This window comes from Aeromonas sp. TECH754 (assembly GCF_056279295.1).
This window is the reverse complement of sequence record NZ_JBWBRA010000001.1, coordinates 994,571-1,016,041: the sequence shown is the minus strand read 5'-3', so window position 1 is coordinate 1,016,041 and position 21,471 is coordinate 994,571. Positions and strand designations below refer to the sequence as shown.

At 48.5% G+C, this 21,471-nt stretch carries 9 protein-coding genes and 3 pseudogenes; 3 read left to right on the top strand and 9 right to left on the bottom strand.

All coding sequences use genetic code 11. The features are described from left to right. Positions 1–25: 25 nt before the first annotated feature. The 7 genes and pseudogenes from ACZ9IL_RS04430 to ACZ9IL_RS04400 form a co-directional block, all read right to left on the bottom strand. Positions 26–1,579, bottom strand: coding sequence for a diguanylate cyclase domain-containing protein (locus ACZ9IL_RS04430; RefSeq protein WP_476002412.1), 1,554 nt, complete (start codon positions 1,577–1,579; stop codon positions 26–28). A gap of 261 nt (positions 1,580–1,840) precedes the next feature. Further along, a pseudogene (locus ACZ9IL_RS04425) lies at positions 1,841–2,631 on the bottom strand (transposase); the annotation flags it as partial. Between the two features lie 170 nt (positions 2,632–2,801). After that, entirely contained in the window at positions 2,802–3,194 is a 393-nt protein-coding gene (locus tag ACZ9IL_RS04420; protein ID WP_476002411.1) for a winged helix-turn-helix domain-containing protein, read from the bottom strand. A 170-nt stretch (positions 3,195–3,364) separates the two neighbouring features. Then, complete coding sequence (locus tag ACZ9IL_RS04415; protein ID WP_476002410.1) at positions 3,365–3,607, bottom strand: hypothetical protein; 243 nt, start codon at positions 3,605–3,607, stop codon at positions 3,365–3,367. After that, positions 3,600–4,499: pseudogene (locus tag ACZ9IL_RS04410) on the bottom strand (IS3 family transposase); the annotation flags it as partial. The pseudogene ACZ9IL_RS04410 and the gene ACZ9IL_RS04415, both read right to left, overlap by 8 nt. Before the next feature lie 9 nt (positions 4,500–4,508). After that, positions 4,509–5,660, bottom strand: coding sequence for an IS30 family transposase (locus ACZ9IL_RS04405; RefSeq protein ID WP_476001825.1), 1,152 nt, complete (start codon positions 5,658–5,660; stop codon positions 4,509–4,511). Between the two features lie 67 nt (positions 5,661–5,727). After that, positions 5,728–5,976: pseudogene (locus ACZ9IL_RS04400) on the bottom strand (transposase); the annotation flags it as partial. A gap of 370 nt (positions 5,977–6,346) precedes the next feature. Here ACZ9IL_RS04400 and ACZ9IL_RS04395 point away from each other — a divergent pair. The 3 genes from ACZ9IL_RS04395 (at position 6,347) to ACZ9IL_RS04385 (ending at position 19,091) form a co-directional block, all read left to right on the top strand. Then, positions 6,347–16,753, top strand: coding sequence for an amino acid adenylation domain-containing protein (locus tag ACZ9IL_RS04395; RefSeq protein ID WP_476002409.1), 10,407 nt, complete (start codon positions 6,347–6,349; stop codon positions 16,751–16,753). 178 nt (positions 16,754–16,931) lie between these two features. Next, positions 16,932–18,143, top strand: a complete 1,212-nt coding sequence (locus ACZ9IL_RS04390) for an MFS transporter (RefSeq protein WP_476002408.1) — start codon at positions 16,932–16,934, stop codon at positions 18,141–18,143. Between the two features lie 213 nt (positions 18,144–18,356). After that, positions 18,357–19,091: a 4'-phosphopantetheinyl transferase family protein gene (locus ACZ9IL_RS04385; protein ID WP_476002407.1), complete on the top strand. Its 735-nt coding sequence runs from the start codon at positions 18,357–18,359 to the stop codon at positions 19,089–19,091. Between the two features lie 217 nt (positions 19,092–19,308). On the opposite strand, the gene ACZ9IL_RS04380 is transcribed toward ACZ9IL_RS04385, so the two are convergent. Then, positions 19,309–19,710, bottom strand: coding sequence for an H-NS family histone-like protein (locus ACZ9IL_RS04380; protein WP_476002406.1), 402 nt, complete (start codon positions 19,708–19,710; stop codon positions 19,309–19,311). A 590-nt stretch (positions 19,711–20,300) separates the two neighbouring features. After that, positions 20,301–20,978: an inovirus Gp2 family protein gene (locus tag ACZ9IL_RS04375; protein WP_476002405.1), complete on the bottom strand. Its 678-nt coding sequence runs from the start codon at positions 20,976–20,978 to the stop codon at positions 20,301–20,303. Between the last annotated feature and the right edge of the window lie 493 nt (positions 20,979–21,471).

Here is a 21,471-nt window from a genome sequence, read left to right as displayed (position 1 = left end):
GTGTAAAACAGGTTGCCCCCTTCCATCACACGGGTGTTATTGGAGTAACAAAACAGACTCCCTTCTTGCCATTCCTCTTTGACAAGTACATCGCCTGATCCGCCTGCGTGAGCAGTTGAGCTGGATTATCTCCGTCACCGGGGTATATAGCGACACCGACACTCGCTGTGACGGACATTTGATGTCCGTCTATGTTCATGGGCTCACCTATCGTTTTAACTAATGACAATGCTTTCAAGTGAGCATCCTGATGGGTCATGCCTCCTTCCAGGAGAACGGTAAATTCGTCACCGCCCAAGCGCGCGACAGTGTCGTTTGTGCGCAAGTGGGTCTTGAGGCGATCTGCAATGATTTTGAGCACTTCGTCGCCCACATTGTGACCATAACGATCATTGATAGGCTTGAAGCCATCAAGGTCGAGAAACATGACAAAAAGCTGGTTTGAATTGCGTAGAGCTCGAGTGATAGCCTGTTCCAAGCGGTCGAGGAACAGGGCGCGATTGGGTAAGTCTGTTAAGCTGTCATGCATCGCAATGTAGCTCAGGTGTTCCTCTATCTGTTGACGCTTTGTGATATCGGAGCATATCGCTATGTAGTGGAAATAATCTTCCTGTGCTATTTTTACCCCAGAGATTTCTTGGTACTGAAGATATAAACTGCCGTCTTTCCTGCGGTTCCACAGTTTGCCCTCCCAATATCCGCCCTTCATCAGACACTGCCAGAAATCCCGGTAAAACTCCGGCGGCTGAAGTCCCGATTTAAGAAGAGACGGGTTGCGCCCTACTATTTCCGACCTGGTGTAGCCCGTCATTTTCTCGAAAGCGGGATTTACATTTTCAATGTTTCCATTGGTGCCGACCAGCATCACACCATTCGACATATGTTCAATGACGTATTCAGATACCCACGTTTGAAACTGGGTCTCATCAATTGCCTTATTTAAAGCGCGCAAGAAGTAGGTCATCACACCCATGACCACAGCTGTACTCACGAATAGCAATATCGACCAGAACCCGAATAGCCCCTTCAAGAGGGTTTTGTTTTTATCCATGATATCAAAGGACTCATGCTGGTTTCTAGCGATTCTTTTTGTTACGAGAGCGGAGAGCTCGTTTGATGAAGCGATAGTTAGCTTGCCCAACAAATGGGCTTCATCGTATTCGTTAAGTGCTATCAGCGAGAGGAATTTCTCCACGAGTTCTTTGAATTGAGACAGTTCGACGTTTACCCGCTCTGCTTGTACCCGCTCGTCGTAGTTGGATACTTCATGGGGATAGTATTGTGCCCAAGCCTTATTAATACGCTTTATTTCTGTGTGAACGGTCTTCACCAACATGTCAGATTGGCCGTTGCGAATTTGCAAGGTAAGTAAAAGCTGGCGTCTGATGGATAGGTGGGCATCACGTATCTCAGCCAGATTCACGATCGCAGCGAGGTTATTGTTGTGCATCAACTCTACGTTTGCGTTGAACTGTTTCATATAGTACCACCCCCCAGCAATGGGCGTCAGTAATAATAATAACCCCACTAGCCCTAGCATGATGAGTTTGTCACGAGAAAGGCTGATTTTTGATTTCATGTCGTTTTACCTTGAACAATATATAAATACATGCTGCCTCAGATGAGATGCCAATGATTTCAACTGCCCACAATGACTCAATACTGTCTGTGACAGGCAAGAGCACAACAATAAGCTCCAGGGCTAGGGAAAGGGTGAACAAGTCGGCGAAATACCACCATGATGTTCATAGAGGGTACTTTTGAGGTAGCACGTCCATGAATGGTCAACATCTCCCATCAAAAAACTGCTTTGAGCCACTTTCCGGGCGCTGTTCCCGTTTAACATCACCAATTGCTGGCCGTTTTTCAGCAATCCATTGTATCGAGCCTTCACAAAACCAAACTAGCATTTGATGATCCAGAAAGGATGTTCGACCTTCCCACGGATGCTGGCCTTGAGCATCTCGAACTTGATTTTTGCCTTGTTTTTATGGGGGTATTTTTTGAGATCTTTGACCTTGCTCGGCCGTTCGGCGATAAACCAGTCGGCCTTTACGTCGGCCAACTCTTCACGCAGCTCAGCCCAATCTTGGCGTCGACCCTGACATGGGCTTTCATGCCGAAGTGCCTCTGGTTGTCCTTCTTTGTTTGGTACATCTCGGGTTACGCTCTTTCTGCTTGTTGTTGGTCAAGCAGGACGTCTTGATGATGGCAGCATCGACCAGCGTTCCTTGGGTCATCATTAAGCTCGTATCGGATAGCCACTCATTGATAGTCTCTAATAGCTAGCGGTTAGCTGATACTGCTCGGGTAGGTGGCGAAAATTCATGATGGCGATGCGGTCAAGGGTATCTTGGTCGAGTGAGAGCCTAGCAACCAGCCGCATTGAGATGATTTCGTAGAGGACATCTTCCATGGAGCCGTATCCCACTGTTGCAAGCAATGAATGTGGTGCATGGTCTCCGGTGGATAGGGGCGGCGACCGCTACTAGCCTTGGGATAGACAGGTTCAATGACGTCGAGCATCTTTTTCCAAGGCAGCAATTGCTCCATACGTGACAGGAAAATCTCTTTTCTGGTCTGGTAGTGTTTGTTATTAAACTGGCCGCCGACAAAAGTAAGTTGACTCAGTTGGACCTTGCCCCTAATGCCAAGATAATGTGGCTAGGATTTCACACCAAGAACTTGTTCGCACCGTTCCTAGTTTGTGATATATATTGTTATTATTTTTAATGTATTGATTCATTTCAAATGGAAATATACTGCTACCATTTAGGTCTACTGTTGGTGTCAAAGTATGCCTAATAGAACCAGAGCATAGAGTGCTTGCCTGCATCATCGAACCCCTCTATTTCAAGCCCCGCACGATGTGGATAAAATATATAACCAAATTTGGCTATAGTAACTATGCACCGACAGTCAAGCTTTGCTTTTCTAAAGATCTTTCTTATCCCGGAAAGTGTCACCAGAACTGTATTTTCGTGTACACTTCGCTCGCGCCAGACATGATTCAGCAATTCCGCCTTGGATATCATATACCCATTGTTTTTTGCCAAATATGTCAACAGGCACACCTCTTTAGCTCCCATCTTTATAGTTTGAGAACACAACGCACCAGAACTACTGTCACTTGATAAGACCACGCCATTTATCAAGTCGATGACAATACCTTTTTCTTTATTTTTTAGATACACAACCCTTCTCCGATCTCACGCTCTAGAACCATGTAAATGGGTGTTCACGCTGTACATAAACTGAATCGAAGACTCAATGTTTCCTATCTTTGCTATCCGTCATCACGCTGATGCACTATCATCCACACAATCCATGCTAGATTAAATAATAAAAATATCAAAAGTGAAAATTAGTAATAAAAACCATATAAAACAAAATCATAACGACAGCATAAGTCAGTTGTGGATTCAAATGGGGTGGTTTTATAATTCAAAAAAACAATTACACCAGCATTTTTCTCTGCAAAAAAAATGGTTGTTAACCACATGTTTGGTTTTTGGCTGGCATACGGTGTTGTTTCACAAATCAATATGTCTTGAATGGAGCTAACTGAAGAGGTGGTGGACTGAATCGCCACAGCTTCTCTAGACACTTTTGAGCCGTTCGAAATATTGCATCTCACACTCTATTGGCGATAGCCCATTGTTGAAACTGTGCCGACGCTTGGGGTTGTAAAACATCTCAATGTAATCGAACACATCCTGCCGGGCCTCCTCGCGATCCGTATAGGTTTTACGTCGGATCCGCTCGCGTTTGAGGAGCTGGAAAAAACTCTCCGCCACCGCGTTATCATGACAATTGCCACGTCTGCTCATGCTGGCCTTGAGCCGGTGATCCCGCAAAAAATCCTGCCAGTCATAGCTGCTAAACTGGCTCCCTTGGTCAGAATGAACCAGCACTTCCTGTTCGGGTTGCCGTCGCCACACCGCCATCAGTAACGCGCTGATGGCCAACTCTCGGTCGATCCGTGGTCCCATTGACCAACCAATGACTTGTCGTGAAAACAAATCCAATACCGCGGCCAGATAGAGCCAGCCTTCATGGGTTCGAATATAAGTGATGTCCGTTACCCAGACCTTATTTGGCTCAGTTACATCGAACTGGCGTTCAAGATGATTCGGTGCAACCACCGTTGGCCGGCCACCATAATGACCGGGACGGCGACGATAACCGGTTTGTGAACGTAAACCTTCATGACGCATTAATCGCGCCACCCGGTGTTTCCCACAGGTCTCGCCAATCTCTCGCAGGTCGTCCCGGATCTTGCGATAACCATAGACGCCGCCGCTTTCTAGCCAACATTGCTTGATCTGGCCCAGGAGGCGTTGGTCTTCAAGTGCTCGGGCAGATAAAGGCTGGTGCTGCCAGGCGTAATAACCGCTCGGGTGGACATTCATCATCCGACACAGTCGGCGGATGGGATGTGTGGACGCGTGCTCCCGGATGAAGGCGTACCTTACCCTGACAGCTTGGCAAAGTACGCGGCTGTAGATTCAACTTGTCAACGCAACACCCTTTTCAATAACTTCTTTTGGTGTTTTAAATTTCAGGGTCTTCCTCGGTCTGCTGTTTAGTTGGGCTGCAACCTTATCCAGCTCCTGCTGGGAATATTGGGCAAGGCATGTCTTTTTGGGGAAAAACTGTCGTATCAGACCATTGGTGTTCTCGTTCGTGCCCCGTTGCCAGGGACTTTGAGGATCACAGAAGTAAACTTTTACTCCTGTACTGGCAGTAAGCTCCAGATGCTTGGCCAGTTCCATGCCGCGATCCCACGTCAGGGACAGCCTGAGCGTGGGTGGCAGTGCCTGGAATTTATCTATAAGCGCTTGATTTACAGACCCTGCATCCTTTCCATTTAGCTTGAGAATAACGGTATAGCGCGATTTCCTATCTACAAGTGTGGCTATGTGAGAGTTATTAGTGCCGGACACCAAATCCCCCTCCCAGTGACCGAATGATCGTCGGTTATCGATGTGCTTGGAGCGCTCGTGGATTGATATGCCATTCACGATATTGATGGTGCCTCTTTCTCCCTTGCGTATATGGCGTTTTCCATGGCGCAGGCTATGAGAACGGCGCAGATGTTTGACAAGCAGGTGGTGCAGCGCACTCCGATTGCGAAAATACAGCGTTTTATAAATCGTCTCGGCGGATATCTGCATCATGTTCTGGCGGGGGAACGTTCTTCTGAGCCACCCAGAGATCTGCTCCGGAGACCATTTTAACTCGAGTTTTTCCAGCACCAGATTTCGCAGTTGCGGATTCCGCTCCAGAAGGCATACCTTGGGTCTTTTGGCCATTCGATTAGCGCGATTATTGGCATCAACAGCTTTGTAGCCGCGTCTACCACGATTACGTTGAACTTCCCGAGATATTGTTGAAGGAGAGCGGTTAAGGGAGCGTGCTATGGCACGAATACTCATTCGTGCCGATAGACCGGCTCGAATCTCCTCACGCTCAGATAACGTCAGGTGAGCTACTGCTCGACGGCGCTCGCTCGGTTTGATGCCTCCCGTGTCCCTCAACATGGTGAAAATGGTGCCGGGCTTTGAATCCAAGATTCTCGCTATCTCGCTGAAGCCTGTTCCCCGCTTCCACAGATCAAAAACAAACGCTTTTTCCTTTGCTGTAAATGTTCGCTTCATTCAACAATCCTCCGCAACGGCATGCTTTCACATGGTTGTTGCGTTGATCAATTGAATCTACAGCGGCCTTTTTTAAGATATCTCGCTCATCGGTGACGCGGCGCAGTTCAGCCTTGAGGCGCCGAATTTCGGCTTGCTGGCTGGCGTCGTGCTGTTGCTGCACGTCGGGCTGGCTGTAGCGTTTGATCCAGACGTAGAGACTGTGGCTGGAAACACCAAGTCGCTCAGCGACCTCTGCCACTGGGTAATGGCGCTCAGTCACCTGCTTGACGGCGGCCAGTTTGAATTCTTCCGTGTAACGTTGCTGCTTGCTCATAACACCTCCTGAATGACCTCAGTTTGAGGCTCTTGAGGTGTCTAGGGAACCGGGGGCGATTCAATTGAAACATCGCCTGGCGCGCCACCGTTCTTTGCTGCACTGAATACACCATACTGATTCAGTTTTCATGTAGAACCTCCAGCGTTCAAGGTACGGGAAAATTCTACTTATGAGCACCCCGGTTTTTCGGGGGGATTACCCTCCAAGTGTTCAAATAACAAGCGCGTTAAGCTCTAGTTAGGCTTTGATCAGGCATGTTATGAAATGTTGCAGTTCTGTAAGTGAATCTCCCCAGTTCCCTAGACACCTTACGGCCTTAAATGCAGCTAATTGATGAAATTGAGTTTATTCATTTCTGGAGGCAAGGATGTACAACCAATTCACGTCTAAATATTCTGCTAATTTATGTATTCATCATCTATTTGAGGCACAAGTTGCACGCAATCCTGAAGCCACCGCGTTGGTCTTTGAGGGAGAAACTCTCAGCTATAGGGAACTCAACGCCAAGGCCAATCGATTGGCACATCAGCTTATTACTTTAGGTGTCAGACCTGACCAACATGTGGCGATCTGTGTTGAACGCTCCCCGGCGATGATTGTTGGCCTGATGGCGATCTTAAAAGCAGGCGGTGCCTACGTGCCGCTCGACCCAGAGAACTCGGGGGAGCGACTAGCTTTTATTCTTGCCGATACAGCACCGGTTCTGGTGCTGGCTGATGCAGCAGGGCGCCAGGCGCTCGGGGATGTTTTACAGGCGCATACCGTGCTCGATCCCCGTAATGACTACGCTGAAATGGATGCCAACCCTGACGTCCCGGGTCTTAGTCCCAGTCACCTCGCTTATATCATCTATACCTCGGGCTCAACCGGACAGCCCAAAGGGGTCATGATCGAGCATGCTCAGGTGGTACGTCTGTTCGACACAACATACGACGCCTTTGGTTTTGGGGCCAATGATGTTTGGTGCCTGTTCCACTCTTTCGCCTTCGACTTCTCGGTTTGGGAATTGTGGGGAGCCCTTCGTCATGGCGGCACGCTGGTGCTGGTTCCACATGCCATTACTCGCTCTCCACAGGCATTCTGCCGGTTAATTTGCGAGCAGGGCGTCACCGTCTTGAACCAGACTCCGAGCGCATTTACTGCCTTAATGGGGCATATAAAACCGTTATCTAACCAGCTGCGCTATGTCATCTTTGGTGGTGAGGCGTTGCAGCCATCGACACTACGCGACTGGTATGGAGTGCATGGTGAATCTTCCCCACAAATGGTGAACATGTACGGGATCACAGAGACCACGGTCCATGTCACCTATTACCCGCTGACCTCATCGGATGCACAACAAGGCGACAGCGTGATCGGAAAACCTCTGTCGGATTTGAATCTCTACCTTCTGGATGCGTATGGCCAACCTGTTCCGATGGGGGCCGAGGGTGAGATGTTCGTAGGGGGTGCCGGTGTTGCGCGTGGATATCTGAACCGCCCCGAACTGACGGCTGAGCGTTTCTTACCAGATCCTTTTACCGATAAGTCTGGAGCGCGAATGTATAAAACAGGGGATCTAGCCCGTTACCTTCCTAATGGAAACCTAGTGTTTCTTGGTCGCAATGACGACCAGGTCAAAATTCGAGGTTTTCGAATTGAGCCAGGTGAAATTGCGGCCAAATTAGTCGAGCACCCATTCATCCGCGAAGCGGCAGTTGTGATGCAAGGATCCGATGTTAACAAGCGGTTGGTTGCTTATGTTGTGGCCCATGAGCCTCACCAAAAAAGAGATATAGCGTGGGAACATAATCAAGTTAGCGAGTGGCAAACAATCTACAACCAAGAATATAGCAAACCGAAAGATATACCCTTTGGTGAAGATTTTCACGGCTGGATCAGTAGTTATGATGGTCAACCAATCCCATTGGATCAAATGCGAGAATGGCGTACTGAAACAGTGACCCGCATTCTTGACCTTAAGCCTAAGCACGTACTTGAAATCGGCGTTGGTAGTGGCCTGCTACTGTCTAAAATTGCCCCACATTGCCAAACCTATTGGGGCACAGATTTATCGTGTGAAGTTATCGATAGGCTACAAGGGCAGCTTGCTAAACGTCCAGAATTGGCAGGTCATGTTAATTTATTCTGCCAACCAGCCCATCAAATTTATGACTTACCAACTAGTTATTTTGACGTTATCGTCTTAAATTCAGTAGTGCAATACTTTCCAAGTAAAGAATATTTCATCGAAGTGATGCAGCATGCCTTGAGTTTACTTGCCCCAGGAGGAGCTATCTTCCTGGGGGATATCCGCAATCTGCGATTACTACGTAGCTTTGCTACGGCAATTCAACTCACTAACATCAACGATGTATCAGACATTAATACGCTACATTGGGGAATTGAAAGTCGTCTGAAAGTAGAAAAGGAGTTGCTATTCGACCCTTCCTTCTTTGTCGAATTGCAATTGATGTTAAAAGACATAACTGGGATTGATATCCGACTTAAGCGTGGGAAAAGCTTAAATGAATTGAATCGCCACCGTTACGATGTTTTATTGAGAAAAGGACCAATTACAACACCCTCCCTAAATAATCTACCTAGATTGCATTGGGATAATGAGAACAATAATCTTGATAAGTTAATGAAATATTTAGCAGAACACAATAGTGAAGATTTTCGTTTTTGTAATGTACCCAATGGATTTTTGACTAATGAAATTGCTGCTCTGAAGAAGCTTCAACAGGGTAAGCCACTAGCAGAAATTCTCGAAGAGTATAACTCTGAGAAATTTTCCCTTCACCCTGAAGATTTTCATGCCATTGGGGCTAAATTTGGCTATCAGGTAATCACAACATGGTCCGGTGATGGAGAACATGGCGAACTCGACATTCTTTTTTTACATCATGTGGGGAATACCCTGACAGATACTTACCGCTTTCCTAATAAGGTTGAAAATATATCCCGATTAACTAATGTACCAGCGAGTCAAGATGATTCTCGCCAATTAATGCTGGAGTTGAAAGCAAAGCTATCTAGCCAATTACCTGATTACATGGTGCCGTCTGCTTTTGTGTGGATGGAAAACTTGCCTCTGACGGGCAATGGCAAGCTTGATCGGAAGGCTCTGCCTGTGCCACAGGATGAAGCGTTTGCCCATGCTGTCTATGAGGCGCCTCTGGGCGAGATCGAGATTTTCGTGGCTGAGCTCTGGTCAGAACTTCTTGGAGTTGAACGGATCGGGCGTGATGACAACTTTTTTGCTCTTGGTGGCCATTCGCTTATGGCCGTTCGGCTAATCAGCCGTCTTGCGCCTTTAGGGGCAGATTTACAACTTGTAACTTTATTTGCATCTCCAACACTCAAGGCGCTGTCTTTGGCGATCGATGTTCAGCGCAACCTTGACTCCATGGCGCAAGCAGCGATCAATATTATACCTCGTGATGAGTCTTTACCTCTGTCGTTTGCCCAGCAGCGATTATGGTTCTTGGCACAACTTGATAGTGGAATCAGCGAAGCCTATCACATCCCCTTGACCCTTCGATTGAGAGGTCAATTGGATGTTGCTGCTTTGCAGCAGTCCCTTGATACACTGTGGTATCGCCATGAAGCATTGCGCTCGGTCTTTGTCAAAATAGATGGTGAGCCTGAAGTGCATCTACTACCCTCCAGCAAAGGTTTGCCGCTGAGTAAGATTGATTTATGTGATGGTTCGAATAGCTTGTCTGATGCGCAGGCTAAGCTTGTCAGGCTGTGTGCCGAGGAAGCTCGTAGGCCCTTCGAACTAGCTACTGGTCCGCTCATTCGGGCTTGTTTGATCCGGGTGAGTGCCCAAGAGTCTTCTCCTTCATCTGTTGATGAGCATGTATTGCAGCTCACACAGCATCACATTGTCTCGGATGGTTGGTCGCTCGGCATTCTTTTGCCTGAGTTAAGTACGCTGTATACGGCTTTTAGCAACCATCAGGCCAATCCATTGCCACTGCTGGCGATCCAATATCCAGACTATGCCGCCTGGCAACGGCAAAGGCTGTCGGGAGAGATCTGGAATGAACAGACTGCTTACTGGAAGCAGGCATTGGCTGATGTTCCAACACTGCTCGACTTGCCAACAGACCGGCGGCGACCTGAGCAACAGTCTCTCGTAGGTGCCTCTGTGCCGATAGAACTCTGTGCAGAGCTGACAACAGCCCTTAAGTGTTTTAGCCAACAGCAGGGGGGGACACTATTCATGACACTGTTGGCGGCCTGGGCCACAGTGCTATCACGACTATCGGGGCAGGAAGACATTGTCATCGGAGTGCCCAGCGCCAACCGGGGCCATTGTGATATTGAGCCGCTGATCGGCTTCTTCGTCAACACTCTGGCGCTGCGGATTGATCTCAGCGACAACCCGAGCGTTGTTGACCTCATTACTCGAGTACGCGAGTGTGCACTCAAGGCCCAGGACCATCAGGATCTGCCGTTCGAACAGGTGGTGGAGATAACGCAACCGCCAAGGCGGTTGAGCCACACGCCACTGTTCCAGGTGGTGTTTGCCTGGCAAAATTATGATGCAGGCCAATGGGCCTTACCCGGCATCGAAGTCAGTCCGGTTAGTTCTACCTATGAAGTAGCCAAGTTCGATCTGGAACTGAACCTGGCCGAGGCTGGCGATCAGATCGTTGGTGCTCTTACCTATGCGAGCGCGTTGTTTGACTCAACCACTGTTGAGCGCCATGTTGGCTATCTGAAGACCGTCCTTGCCGAAATGGCCAGGGATGCCAGCCAGTCTGTAGCCAGAATAGACCTGCTTGATGCGTCCGAACGTACATTGTTGCTTAAGACTTGGAACTCGGTAGAAGAATCCTGTCCAGCTCATCTGTGTATTCATCATCTATTTGAGGCCCAGGTTGCACGCAATCCTGAAGCCACCGCGTTGGTCTTTGAGGGAGAAACTCTCAGCTATAGGGAACTCAACGCCAAGGCCAATCGATTGGCACATCAGCTTATTACTTTAGGTGTCAGACCTGACCAACATGTGGCGATCTGTGTTGAACGCTCCCCGGCGATGATTGTTGGCCTGATGGCGATCTTAAAAGCAGGCGGTGCCTACGTGCCGCTCGACCCAGAGAACTCGGGGGAGCGACTAGCTTTTATTCTTGCCGATACAGCACCGGTTCTAGTGCTGGCTGATGCAGCAGGGCGCCAGGCGCTCGGGGATGTTTTACAGGCGCATACCGTGCTCGATCCCCGTAATGACTACGCTGAAATGGATGCCAACCCTGACGTCCCGGGTCTTAGTCCCAGTCACCTCGCTTATATCATCTATACCTCGGGCTCAACCGGACAGCCCAAAGGGGTCATGATCGAGCATGCTCAGGTGGTACGTCTGTTCGACACAACATACGACGCCTTTGGTTTTGGGGCCAATGATGTTTGGTGCCTGTTCCACTCTTTCGCCTTCGACTTCTCGGTTTGGGAATTGTGGGGAGCCCTTCGTCATGGCGGCACGCTGGTGCTGGTTCCACATGCCATTACTCGCTCTCCACAGGCATTCTGCCGGTTAATTTGCGAGCAGGGCGTCACCGTCTTGAACCAGACTCCGAGCGCATTTACTGCCTTAATGGGGCATATAAAACCGTTATCTAACCAGCTGCGCTATGTCATCTTTGGTGGTGAGGCGTTGCAGCCATCGACACTACGCGACTGGTATGGAGTGCATGGTGAATCTTCCCCACAAATGGTGAACATGTACGGGATCACAGAGACCACGGTCCATGTCACCTATTACCCGCTGACCTCATCGGATGCACAACAAGGCGACAGCGTGATCGGAAAACCTCTGTCGGATTTGAATCTCTACCTTCTGGATGCGTATGGCCAACCTGTTCCGATGGGGGCCGAGGGTGAGATGTTCGTAGGGGGTGCCGGTGTTGCGCGTGGATATCTGAACCGCCCCGAACTGACGGCTGAGCGTTTCTTACCAGATCCTTTTACCGATAAGTCTGGAGCGCGAATGTATAAAACAGGGGATCTAGCCCGTTACCTTCCTAATGGAAACCTAGTGTTTCTTGGTCGCAATGATGACCAGGTCAAGATCCGGGGCTTCCGGATTGAATTAGGTGAAATTGCGGCCAGATTAGCCGAGCACCCCTCCATCTGCGAAGCGGTAGTGGTGACCCAAGGCAAGGAGACCGACAAGCGCCTAGTTGCTTATATAGTGGCACAACCCGGAGTTCAAGACACGTCGGCAGACGCTGGGACCGGCTTGACGATGGCGGGAACACTGCGTGATTACCTGCGCGGCCGTTTACCCGACTATATGGTGCCGTCTGCCTTTGTACGCTTGGATAGCTTACCGTTGACGGGGAATGGCAAACTTGATCGGCGGGCATTACCGGTGCCCGAAAGTGATGCCTTTGCTCATGCGGTATACGAGGCACCGTTGGGTGAAACAGAGCTCACTCTTGCTGGAGTTTGGTCAGAACTGCTTGGCGTTGAACACGTTGGTCGCCATGACAACTTCTTCGCCCTCGGAGGTCATTCACTCTTGGCTGTGCGCTTGATCGAGCGGTTACGGCGCCAAGGTTTAAGTCTTGCTGTACGTGATCTGTTTCAGACTCCCGTGTTATCGGCTCTGGCCAACACTCTTGGGCAGCACGAAGAGATAGTGGTACCGCCAAATCTGATCAAGCCAGAGACGTCAAGAATTACGCCCGAGCAGTTGCCATTGATAGACCTCAGCCAATCAGACATCGACCTGATCATTTCAAAGGTTCCTGGGGGGGCAGCCAACATCCAGGATATCTATGCACTCTCGCCTATGCAGGACGGCATCCTGTTCCACCACATGCTGGCAAAAGAAGGTGACCCGTATTTGCTGGTTGCCCAGATGGCCTTTGCTGATCGTGAGACATTGGAGCGGTATCTAGCTGCAGTGCAAAAAGTTGTAGATCGCCACGACATTTTGCGTACCGCCTTTGTTTGGGAAGGATTGTCTCGATCGGCGCAAGTTGTTTGGCGACAGGCTCCACTCTCCGTCACGGATGTTGCCCTCAATCCGGCAGATGGCCCCATTACCGAGCAACTTTCCAGGCGCTTTGATTCATGCCGGTACAGAATTGACCTGACTCAAGCACCGGTGCTGCGCTTTATTGTTGCCCATGACCCCGTCTCAGGCCGCTTCATTCTGATGCAATTGCAGCATCATTTGATTGATGATGCTTCTTCCTTACAGTTTTTTTATAACGAAGTGCAGGCTTTCCTGGCCGATCAGGGTGAGAAATTACCGTCGCCTCAGCCGTTCCGCAACCTGATCGGTCAAGTACAGTTGGGCAAAAGCAAGGAGGAACATGAATATTTCTTCAAATCAATGCTGGCTGACATAGAAGAACCGACGCTGCCGTTCGGATTAGCGGAGGTACATCTGGACGGCGTGCAGATCAATCAGACACACCGCATGGTTTCGGCCGAACTCAATCATCGGTTGCGAACGCAGGCGAAGCGTTTGAACGTGAGTCTCGCAAGTCTTTGTCACGTTGCTTTTGCTCAGGTACTAGCATGCATCAGCGGCCAGGAAAAGGTTGTGTTTGGTACAGTATTGTTTGGACGTATGCAATCTGGCCATGGGTCAGATCGCGCCATGGGCATGTTCATCAACACGCTACCAATCCGATTTGATTCCGGTGACATTGATACAGCTGAGAGTGTCCAGCAGGCTCATATTAGGCTGTCAGAGTTGCTCGCCCACGAGCATGCTTCTTTGGCACTGGCGCAGCGGTGCAGCGAGGTTGCCACAGGTACGCCACTGTTCAGCGCATTGCTTAACTACCGGCACAATAATCTGTCTGGTGAGGACAACATTGTCCAAACCATGCGGAAAATGCCGGGCGGTGAGTTCTTGAGTGAACAAGAGCGGACCAATTATCCTTTAACATTGTCTGTGGAAGATTTCAGCCATTCACTGGGATTGACAACCCAAGTGATCACGCAGTTTGATTCCGAGCGTGTATGTAGCTATATGGAACAGACATTAGACCGTCTGGCACGAACCTTGGAACAATCACCGCACCGTCCGATTCGACAGTTGGACATTCTGCCTGAGTCTGAACGTACATTGCTGCTCAAGACATGGAATGCAACGGATGCATCATGCCCGGATAATTTGTGCATTCATCATTTATTTGAGGCACAGGTAGAGCGCAGTCCAAAAGCAACAGCACTGAGCTTTGAGGGAACAACTCTCAGTTACGGTGAGCTCAATGTCAGGGCAAATCGACTGGCACACAGGCTAATCGCGTTGGGCGTTGAGCCAGACCAGCGGGTGGCGATCTGTGTCGAACGCTCTGTCGCCATGGTTGTTGGCCTTATGGCGATCCTGAAAGCTGGTGGTGCCTATGTGCCGCTTGATCCGACCTATCCGAGGGATCGGCTGGCCTACATCCTTGCCGATACAGCTCCGATCTTGGTGCTAGCCGATATGGCCGGGCGGCAGGCGTTGGGTGAGTCCTTGAAATCCCACATCATACTTGATCCTAATGAACCCCAAGTAAGGATATTGACGGAGGCTGATGCCAATTTTCAGGTTCCTGGTCTTACACCACGCCACCTCGCTTATATCATTTATACCTCAGGTTCAACCGGGCACCCTAAGGGTGTCATGATTGAACACCGTGGATTAATCGCATCAACCCTGGCAAGAACTACGGTTTATAAGGCTAATTCCGAAGCTGTATTTTTACTCCTCTCATCAATGGCGTTTGACAGTTCCATAGCAGGCATCTTCGGAACGTTAACAACCGGTGGCACTTTGTGTTTGCCAGGGAACAATACCGTCGTAGATCCACGAATTATCAGCCGTCTGTTAATTGAAAACAAAGTCACCTCCGTGTTGCTGGTGCCGTCTCTCGCCAGATTAGTTCTGCCGCAAGTGGCCCAACTCGGGTATGGCCAACTCCGTCAGGTGATCGTGGCGGGGGAATTGTGTCCAGCGAAATTAGTTCAGGAAGTGACCTCAGTATTTACGGATGTTGAATTATTCAATGAATACGGCCCAACTGAAGCAACAGTCTGGGCAACGGTCTATCGCTGCCTCCCTAGTAACGTTGATCCGGTTCCGATAGGCCGTCCGATTTCAAACACATACATTTACCTTCTCGACGCACATGGTCAGCCTGTTCCGATAGGCACGGTGGGAGAGATGTATATCGGAGGGATGGGTGTTGCACGTGGATACCTTAACCTCGCCGAACTGACGGCCGAGCGTTTCCTGCTCGATCCATTTTCAGACAAGCCTGACGCACGTATGTACAGGACGGGGGATTTGGCTCGCTATCTGCCTAACGGGAACCTGGTGTTCCTGGGCCGCAATGACGATCAGGTTAAGATCCGCGGTTTACGAATTGAACCGGGCGAGATTATGGCCAGACTTACCGAGCATCCCTCTATCCAGGAGGCGGTTGTGGAAGTACAAGGTGTAGACCCGAACAAACGACTGGTCGCCTATGTCATGGTTCACCCAGAATTCTCAGGACACGATACCTTCATATCCCAAGCTGGCTCAGAGGAAGGCTCACCACGTTCAGGACAACTGCGCGATTATCTGAGTGAACGTTTACCCGCTTACATGGTGCCGTCTGCTTTTGTACTCATTGAGCGTTTGCCGCTAACCCCTAATGGCAAACTTGATCGGAAGGCGTTGCCTATACCTGAGGACGAGGCCTTTGCTCATGCGATTTATGAGGCCCCACAAGGTGAGATTGAAACTATCCTAGCAGCGCTTTGGTCAGGGCTGCTCGGAATTGAGCAGATCGGTCGCCATGACAACTTCTTCTCCCTCGGTGGTCATTCACTCATTGCCGTTCAACTTATACAAAAAATCAGGAGCTATGGCTTGGAGTGTTCGCTCAGTAACATTTTTGAACACCCGCGATTGGCTAGCCTTGCCTTACAAATCGCACAAACTTCCGGGCTTCATACACATACTGGAGCAATCACGGTGCGCGCTGTCGGAAGTGAACCACCTGTTTTCTTTGTACCCTCGGGACTTGCTGACTATTCGTATGTAATTTCTCTGGCCCAACAAATCCACGTTAGCTGCCCTATCCATATATTGCCGTGGTCGGCCATTGGTGACCCTCTACCTCATTCAATAGAGAATATGGCCGAAAGAATGGTACCACTCATCCAAGCGATACAGCCTGAAGGGCCTTATCGAATTGCGGGTTATTCTTCTGGAGGGATCCTTGCTTATGCTATCGCCTATGAGCTTATTTTAAAAGAGGAAAATGTTGAATTTTTAGGATTTATCGATGTCCCTGCTCCACAGGATTTACTTTATAAAAATAATGATATTAAGCACTATTTTATTGAGCATGTTAAAGCAGTGAGTTCCGAGACAGAGCGCCATAGATTCGATACGTTAAATAAAGGAGATGAGCTTGCTGTGCTAATTAAAAAAGCACAGGAATTAGGAGGCTATGATTTAAATTTAGACATTTCACTGGAAACAGTCAGATGGCAAGCTATTTATCACTTCTCACAAATTGCCAGCGCCTATGAACCCTTGCCATTGCCATTGCCATTGCCATTGCCATTGCCATTGCCATTGCCGATCAATCTATCTTATTTCTACGCAGCTGAAAGTGAACACTCTCATCTGCCTAAAATTGATATGATTGGCGGTTGGCAAAAATTATTGCCGAATTTAAAAATTAGTTCTGTTTCTATCCCTGGCAGGCACTTGTCAATGATGGAGGACGTTAATAATCGCAAGTATTTGGCAGAAGCATTCGACCGAGCACTATTGTAAAAGCAATCATTGAGCAGTACGCTCATCTATGGACAAGTGAGGTTGTTAAACATGCTGTAACTCCCTCACTTGCTTGCGCGATTTAATGCACCATTATTATGGCCAGTAAACCATCTTAAAAGTTTGCGTCCCGTGCAGCGGGATACACATCAGCATCGAATTATAAACCGGAGAAACCATGGCTAATCCCTACCGCGAACTTCTCACAACCCCCGGAGTCATGGGGCTAGTGATAACGAGTTCCATTGCTCGTCTACCACAAGCAATGTTCGGCATCGGCATTATTACTATGTTAGTACAGCATACAGGTCTATATTGGCTGGCCGGTTCGGTCGCCGGAACCTTTACCTTGGCGAATGCGATTATCAGTCCGCAAATCTCGAAACTCGTTGATCAGCGGGGCCAGAGTCGGGTTTTACCCTTTGTGACCGCTTTCAGCATTGGTATGTCGCTGGCACTGATAATTGCTGTCTATATGAGTGCTCCGACCCTACTGTTTTTTATTCTTGCTGCATTGGCGGGCACGATGCCAAGCATGCCTGCCATGATAAGAGCACGCTGGACACAGCTTTTCCGTGGCAAGCCGCAATTACACACTGCCTTCTCGCTGGACACAGTTCTCACTGAACTCGCTTTTATAATCGGCCCACCACTCGCCATTGGCCTGAGCACCAGTTTTTTCGCAGAAGCCGGTCCTCTTGTTGCCGTGTTGCTACTGATCACCGGCGTGACTGCGTTTCTTCTACAGCGAGAGACTGAGCCGAAAGTCGTCGTAGGCATCAGGAGGAATGCAAGAAGCTCGACCTTACTTATTCCCGGCGTTCGTACCATTGTTCTGGCACTACTGGCGATGGGTGTAATTGGTGGTTCAATCGATGTGGCTGTGGTTGCTTTCGCCAACGCACAAGGTTGGCCAGCGTCTGCCAGTTTCATCCTGGCAGCCTATGCACTTGGCTCAATGATTTCGGGCCTGACGTTCGGCGCATTAAGGGTTCCCTTACCCATTGAAAAGCAGTTCTTCATTGGGGTACTGCTAACTTCAGTCACAGCTGTATTGCCTATTTTTTCACCGGACGTCTATATCCTTTCCATGATACTCTTTGTGGCAGGTATGTCATTTGCACCAACGATGGTCGTTGTTATGAATCTTGGTACGATCATTATTCCGCCATCCAGACTTACCGAGGGACTTACTTGGATGACGACGGGCATCAGCATCGGTGTAGCGCTCGGGAGCGTCATCGCAGGCATGGTCATCGACATCTATGGTGCACGAGCAGGGTTCAGTGTAGCCATTCTTTCGGGCTTGTCCATGGTAGTTATCGTGCTATTGGGACTACGTACACTTCGTGCCACGTCAGCTGTTGGCGCAGAACCAACCTTCTCGTAATCCGTCCCAATGGTATTCCCTGTAAAACCTTGTATCTGGTAAGGGGTGATGATTAACTATCATCACCCTGACAGGGGAAGCTCTTGAGTAGAACCTTAAGGCTCTGACTTGGACTGATCTCACATCATAGACTGGATCGCACCTTCCCTAAGCAACTTGATACTATGCCTATTGGGCAGTACATTAAATTTTTATCACTTGTATCGGTTAGTTATGTATAGAGATCTGCTGAAACATTATTTATCTGTCTCATCCCCTGCCGCATACCTCTCTCACATTGATCTCTATGCTGGTCAAAGCAACTTAACATATTTGTGCCAATGCCAATTTAACATTGACAAATTTCACGAAGATTTCGCATCGACACTAAGTATTTCTGTGCCACAGTCCATCACCAAAAGTGTAGAAAAAAGGCAGGCTGAGTTTATTGCTGGACGATACATGGCGAAGCTATGTTTCAAACTAATAACTCCACAAGAATATGAGCTTGAAATAGGTCACCACCGAGAACCTATCTGGCCAATAGAATATGCAGGCGCTATTTCTCATACTAGTAGTCAAGCTATTGCCTTGGTTTCGAAACGTACTGCTTATCGCTACGTTGGTCTTGATATCGAGAATTTTCTTGACTCTACAATTGCTAAACAGATTGCTAATGACATTCATAACCGACATGAACTTATGCTATTTTCCGAGCATGGTATCAGTGATACGATTGCGACATCGATCATCTTTTCAGCCAAAGAAAGCTTGTTTAAAGCAACCTTTTCATACATTGGTAAATATTTTGGTTTTGAATGTGCCCGTGTCACCGAGGTCAATTCGCTTGAGCGCTCACTCCTCTTAGCTCTAGATATATCCCTTTCACGATATTGCAAAAATAAGCAATTTTTCAAGTGCCACTACTTTTTAGACTCTAAGTGTGTAACTACAGTGATTTTGAACTAACCTCATATTTATACCCAGCAACTACTTAGATTTTTTTCAGCCATAACAGTATCACTCTGCTATTTTTAACTTAGTTTGTACCTATTCATACAGCGTTATTGGGATGGTCACCCCCCCTAAAATATCATCTGAGTGCCAAAGTGGCGAATGCAAGCTCCCACTAATAAGAGAGGCAAACACTACGAAGGCCACACCCCATCGGCATAGCCTTGTCTATTTAGATGAGGAAGTCATCCAATTGGCGACCTTGCTCGAGTTGCTCAGCTAGGAACTTGGGTGTACGGCCCTGACCGGTCCAGGTTTTCTCTACGCCATTCTCAACGTAACGGTATTTCGGGGGACGAGGTGCTCGTTTAGCTTTAGCCGCAGTCGCTGCTGCCGGGGTACTGCCCACCAACTCAGTCGGGTCGATACCTGCTTGAGCCAACATCGCTTGGAACTCAGCAAGCTTTTGCTGACGCTCAGCATTGGCAGCTTGTTCTTTCTCCGCCTGCTCTAAACGCTCCAGATAAATCGCTTCAATCTTCTCATGGGCTTCTTTGACTTGCTCCAGAGACAGCTCCCGCAGGGCCGCACGCAGACTGCGGACGTTCAACAGCACTTTCAGAAATTCACTCATAATAGTCCCACTCTCATTGGAGAAAATAGTTTGGCTAGATGTACATCAAGGCGTAAACACCAAACACAACGCTTCACTTTGATAACATTGCGCAAGATTGTATTGCTGAGTTGATACCTGAAGCAATACGAATATCATGATGAGCATATTACCATATTGACCCCATGGGGTTCATGCATCTTTGATGGGCCTCGCAACCATCGATGACTGAGCATATGGATTGACGCTAACCTCTTTGCTAACCATCATCATGGCAACTATCATTCGCTCTATTTTGAAGGGCTGTGCCGCATCACAACGAACGCCAGATATTGACCTGGCCTTACCCACCCTGCCAACGCTGAAATGTCTTGGTGGCGACGCCAGGGTGATTAAAAATGATCGACAAAACTCAATTGAACCTCATCAGTTCACAACCCGCTATTTCTAGCGGTACTTTCACTTAACTTAGCAGGTTTATCGCGCTAAACATGGCATTCCACCCAAGTCATGACTCAGGCACCACCTCCGCTTGACCCCTTGGCGCTTCACCCCAAAGTACATCTCGCCCCAGCGACTAACAACGACACGCTGCTTGAATAATGAAATGACTAAACTTGGCTGCAACCCATGTTGCGCTGACCATCACCAATGTCCTTGGAGTGGGTTTTGCAGAGATAAGCAAGGCGTAACAGAAAGTGATTGAAATCCTCAGGCTTCAGATGCAGTGAATGCTGGTCAAGCAGATAGCTACCATTGGGAGGGAAATGAACCAACGCTGCGTAATCTGGATAAACAAGCCCCAGGGCACTGCACCAAGCCCTCTGTATCCTGGTGGCCATGTTATCGGCATCTGAATTGCTATAGTCGCCTCTAAATCCATAGACGTCTTTCTTGAAGAGCAAAACCAGATGATAATGCCAGTGGTCACCACTCACTAGCTCTCTGACCCAGATGTACAATGGGTAAGCCGGCTCACCAGGTCTTCCTTTGCGTTTATGGTCCGCCTTGATTTGGCTTTTCAGTGCCTCTATAAAACGAGTAATCGCTTTAGGGTCACTGCGCTGAAAGCAGATGGGCATGTCATATTCACCACCACACATATCTTGTGCAAAACGCAGGTCTACTCGCAGAGCGAAAACTCGCCCAAACTTGGTGGCAGCCCCCTGCACCACCCCCAAACACCTTTCCAAGTGATAGGGGGATATTTCACCATAGAGGCGCTGAGCCTCTGCCATTAGTTTATTCAATTCTTGGTTCACCTGATTATTACAGTGCATCATATTCATAATACCGTCCTTACTGGCCATGCTTATTCACATACCCTTATCTAAACATTAGATAGATTGCTGAATTGATTAATACACTGCAGTCCATTGATGTGCAGCCTATTTACAATGGGGTTTATTGGTTTAGCTCTTGGTATATAACCCTCCTCTGCGTTCTCATAACCACTCCTAGTGGGGATAGTAGTCGGGGGCAGATGAACTGCCATTACAAGAGACAATAAACCCAGAACAGGAGTAGTGTTCTTATCAAAGCGTGACGCCTTTATGCTTTAATGAGCGTTGCTATGGTCAGTGTTAGATATCTTGATATACTCAGCATACTGAGCAAACCAGACACTGCGTATAGCAGTGGATGTTAATCCTAGATAGGATGTAGAATAGTAAATACATAGAGGTTAATGTACAGCTGTAGCCATATAATAAATGTAGACTAGGTATGTGTAAGCTAGACACATATAAACCAGGCGTATATATGCTAGATGTATAATACATA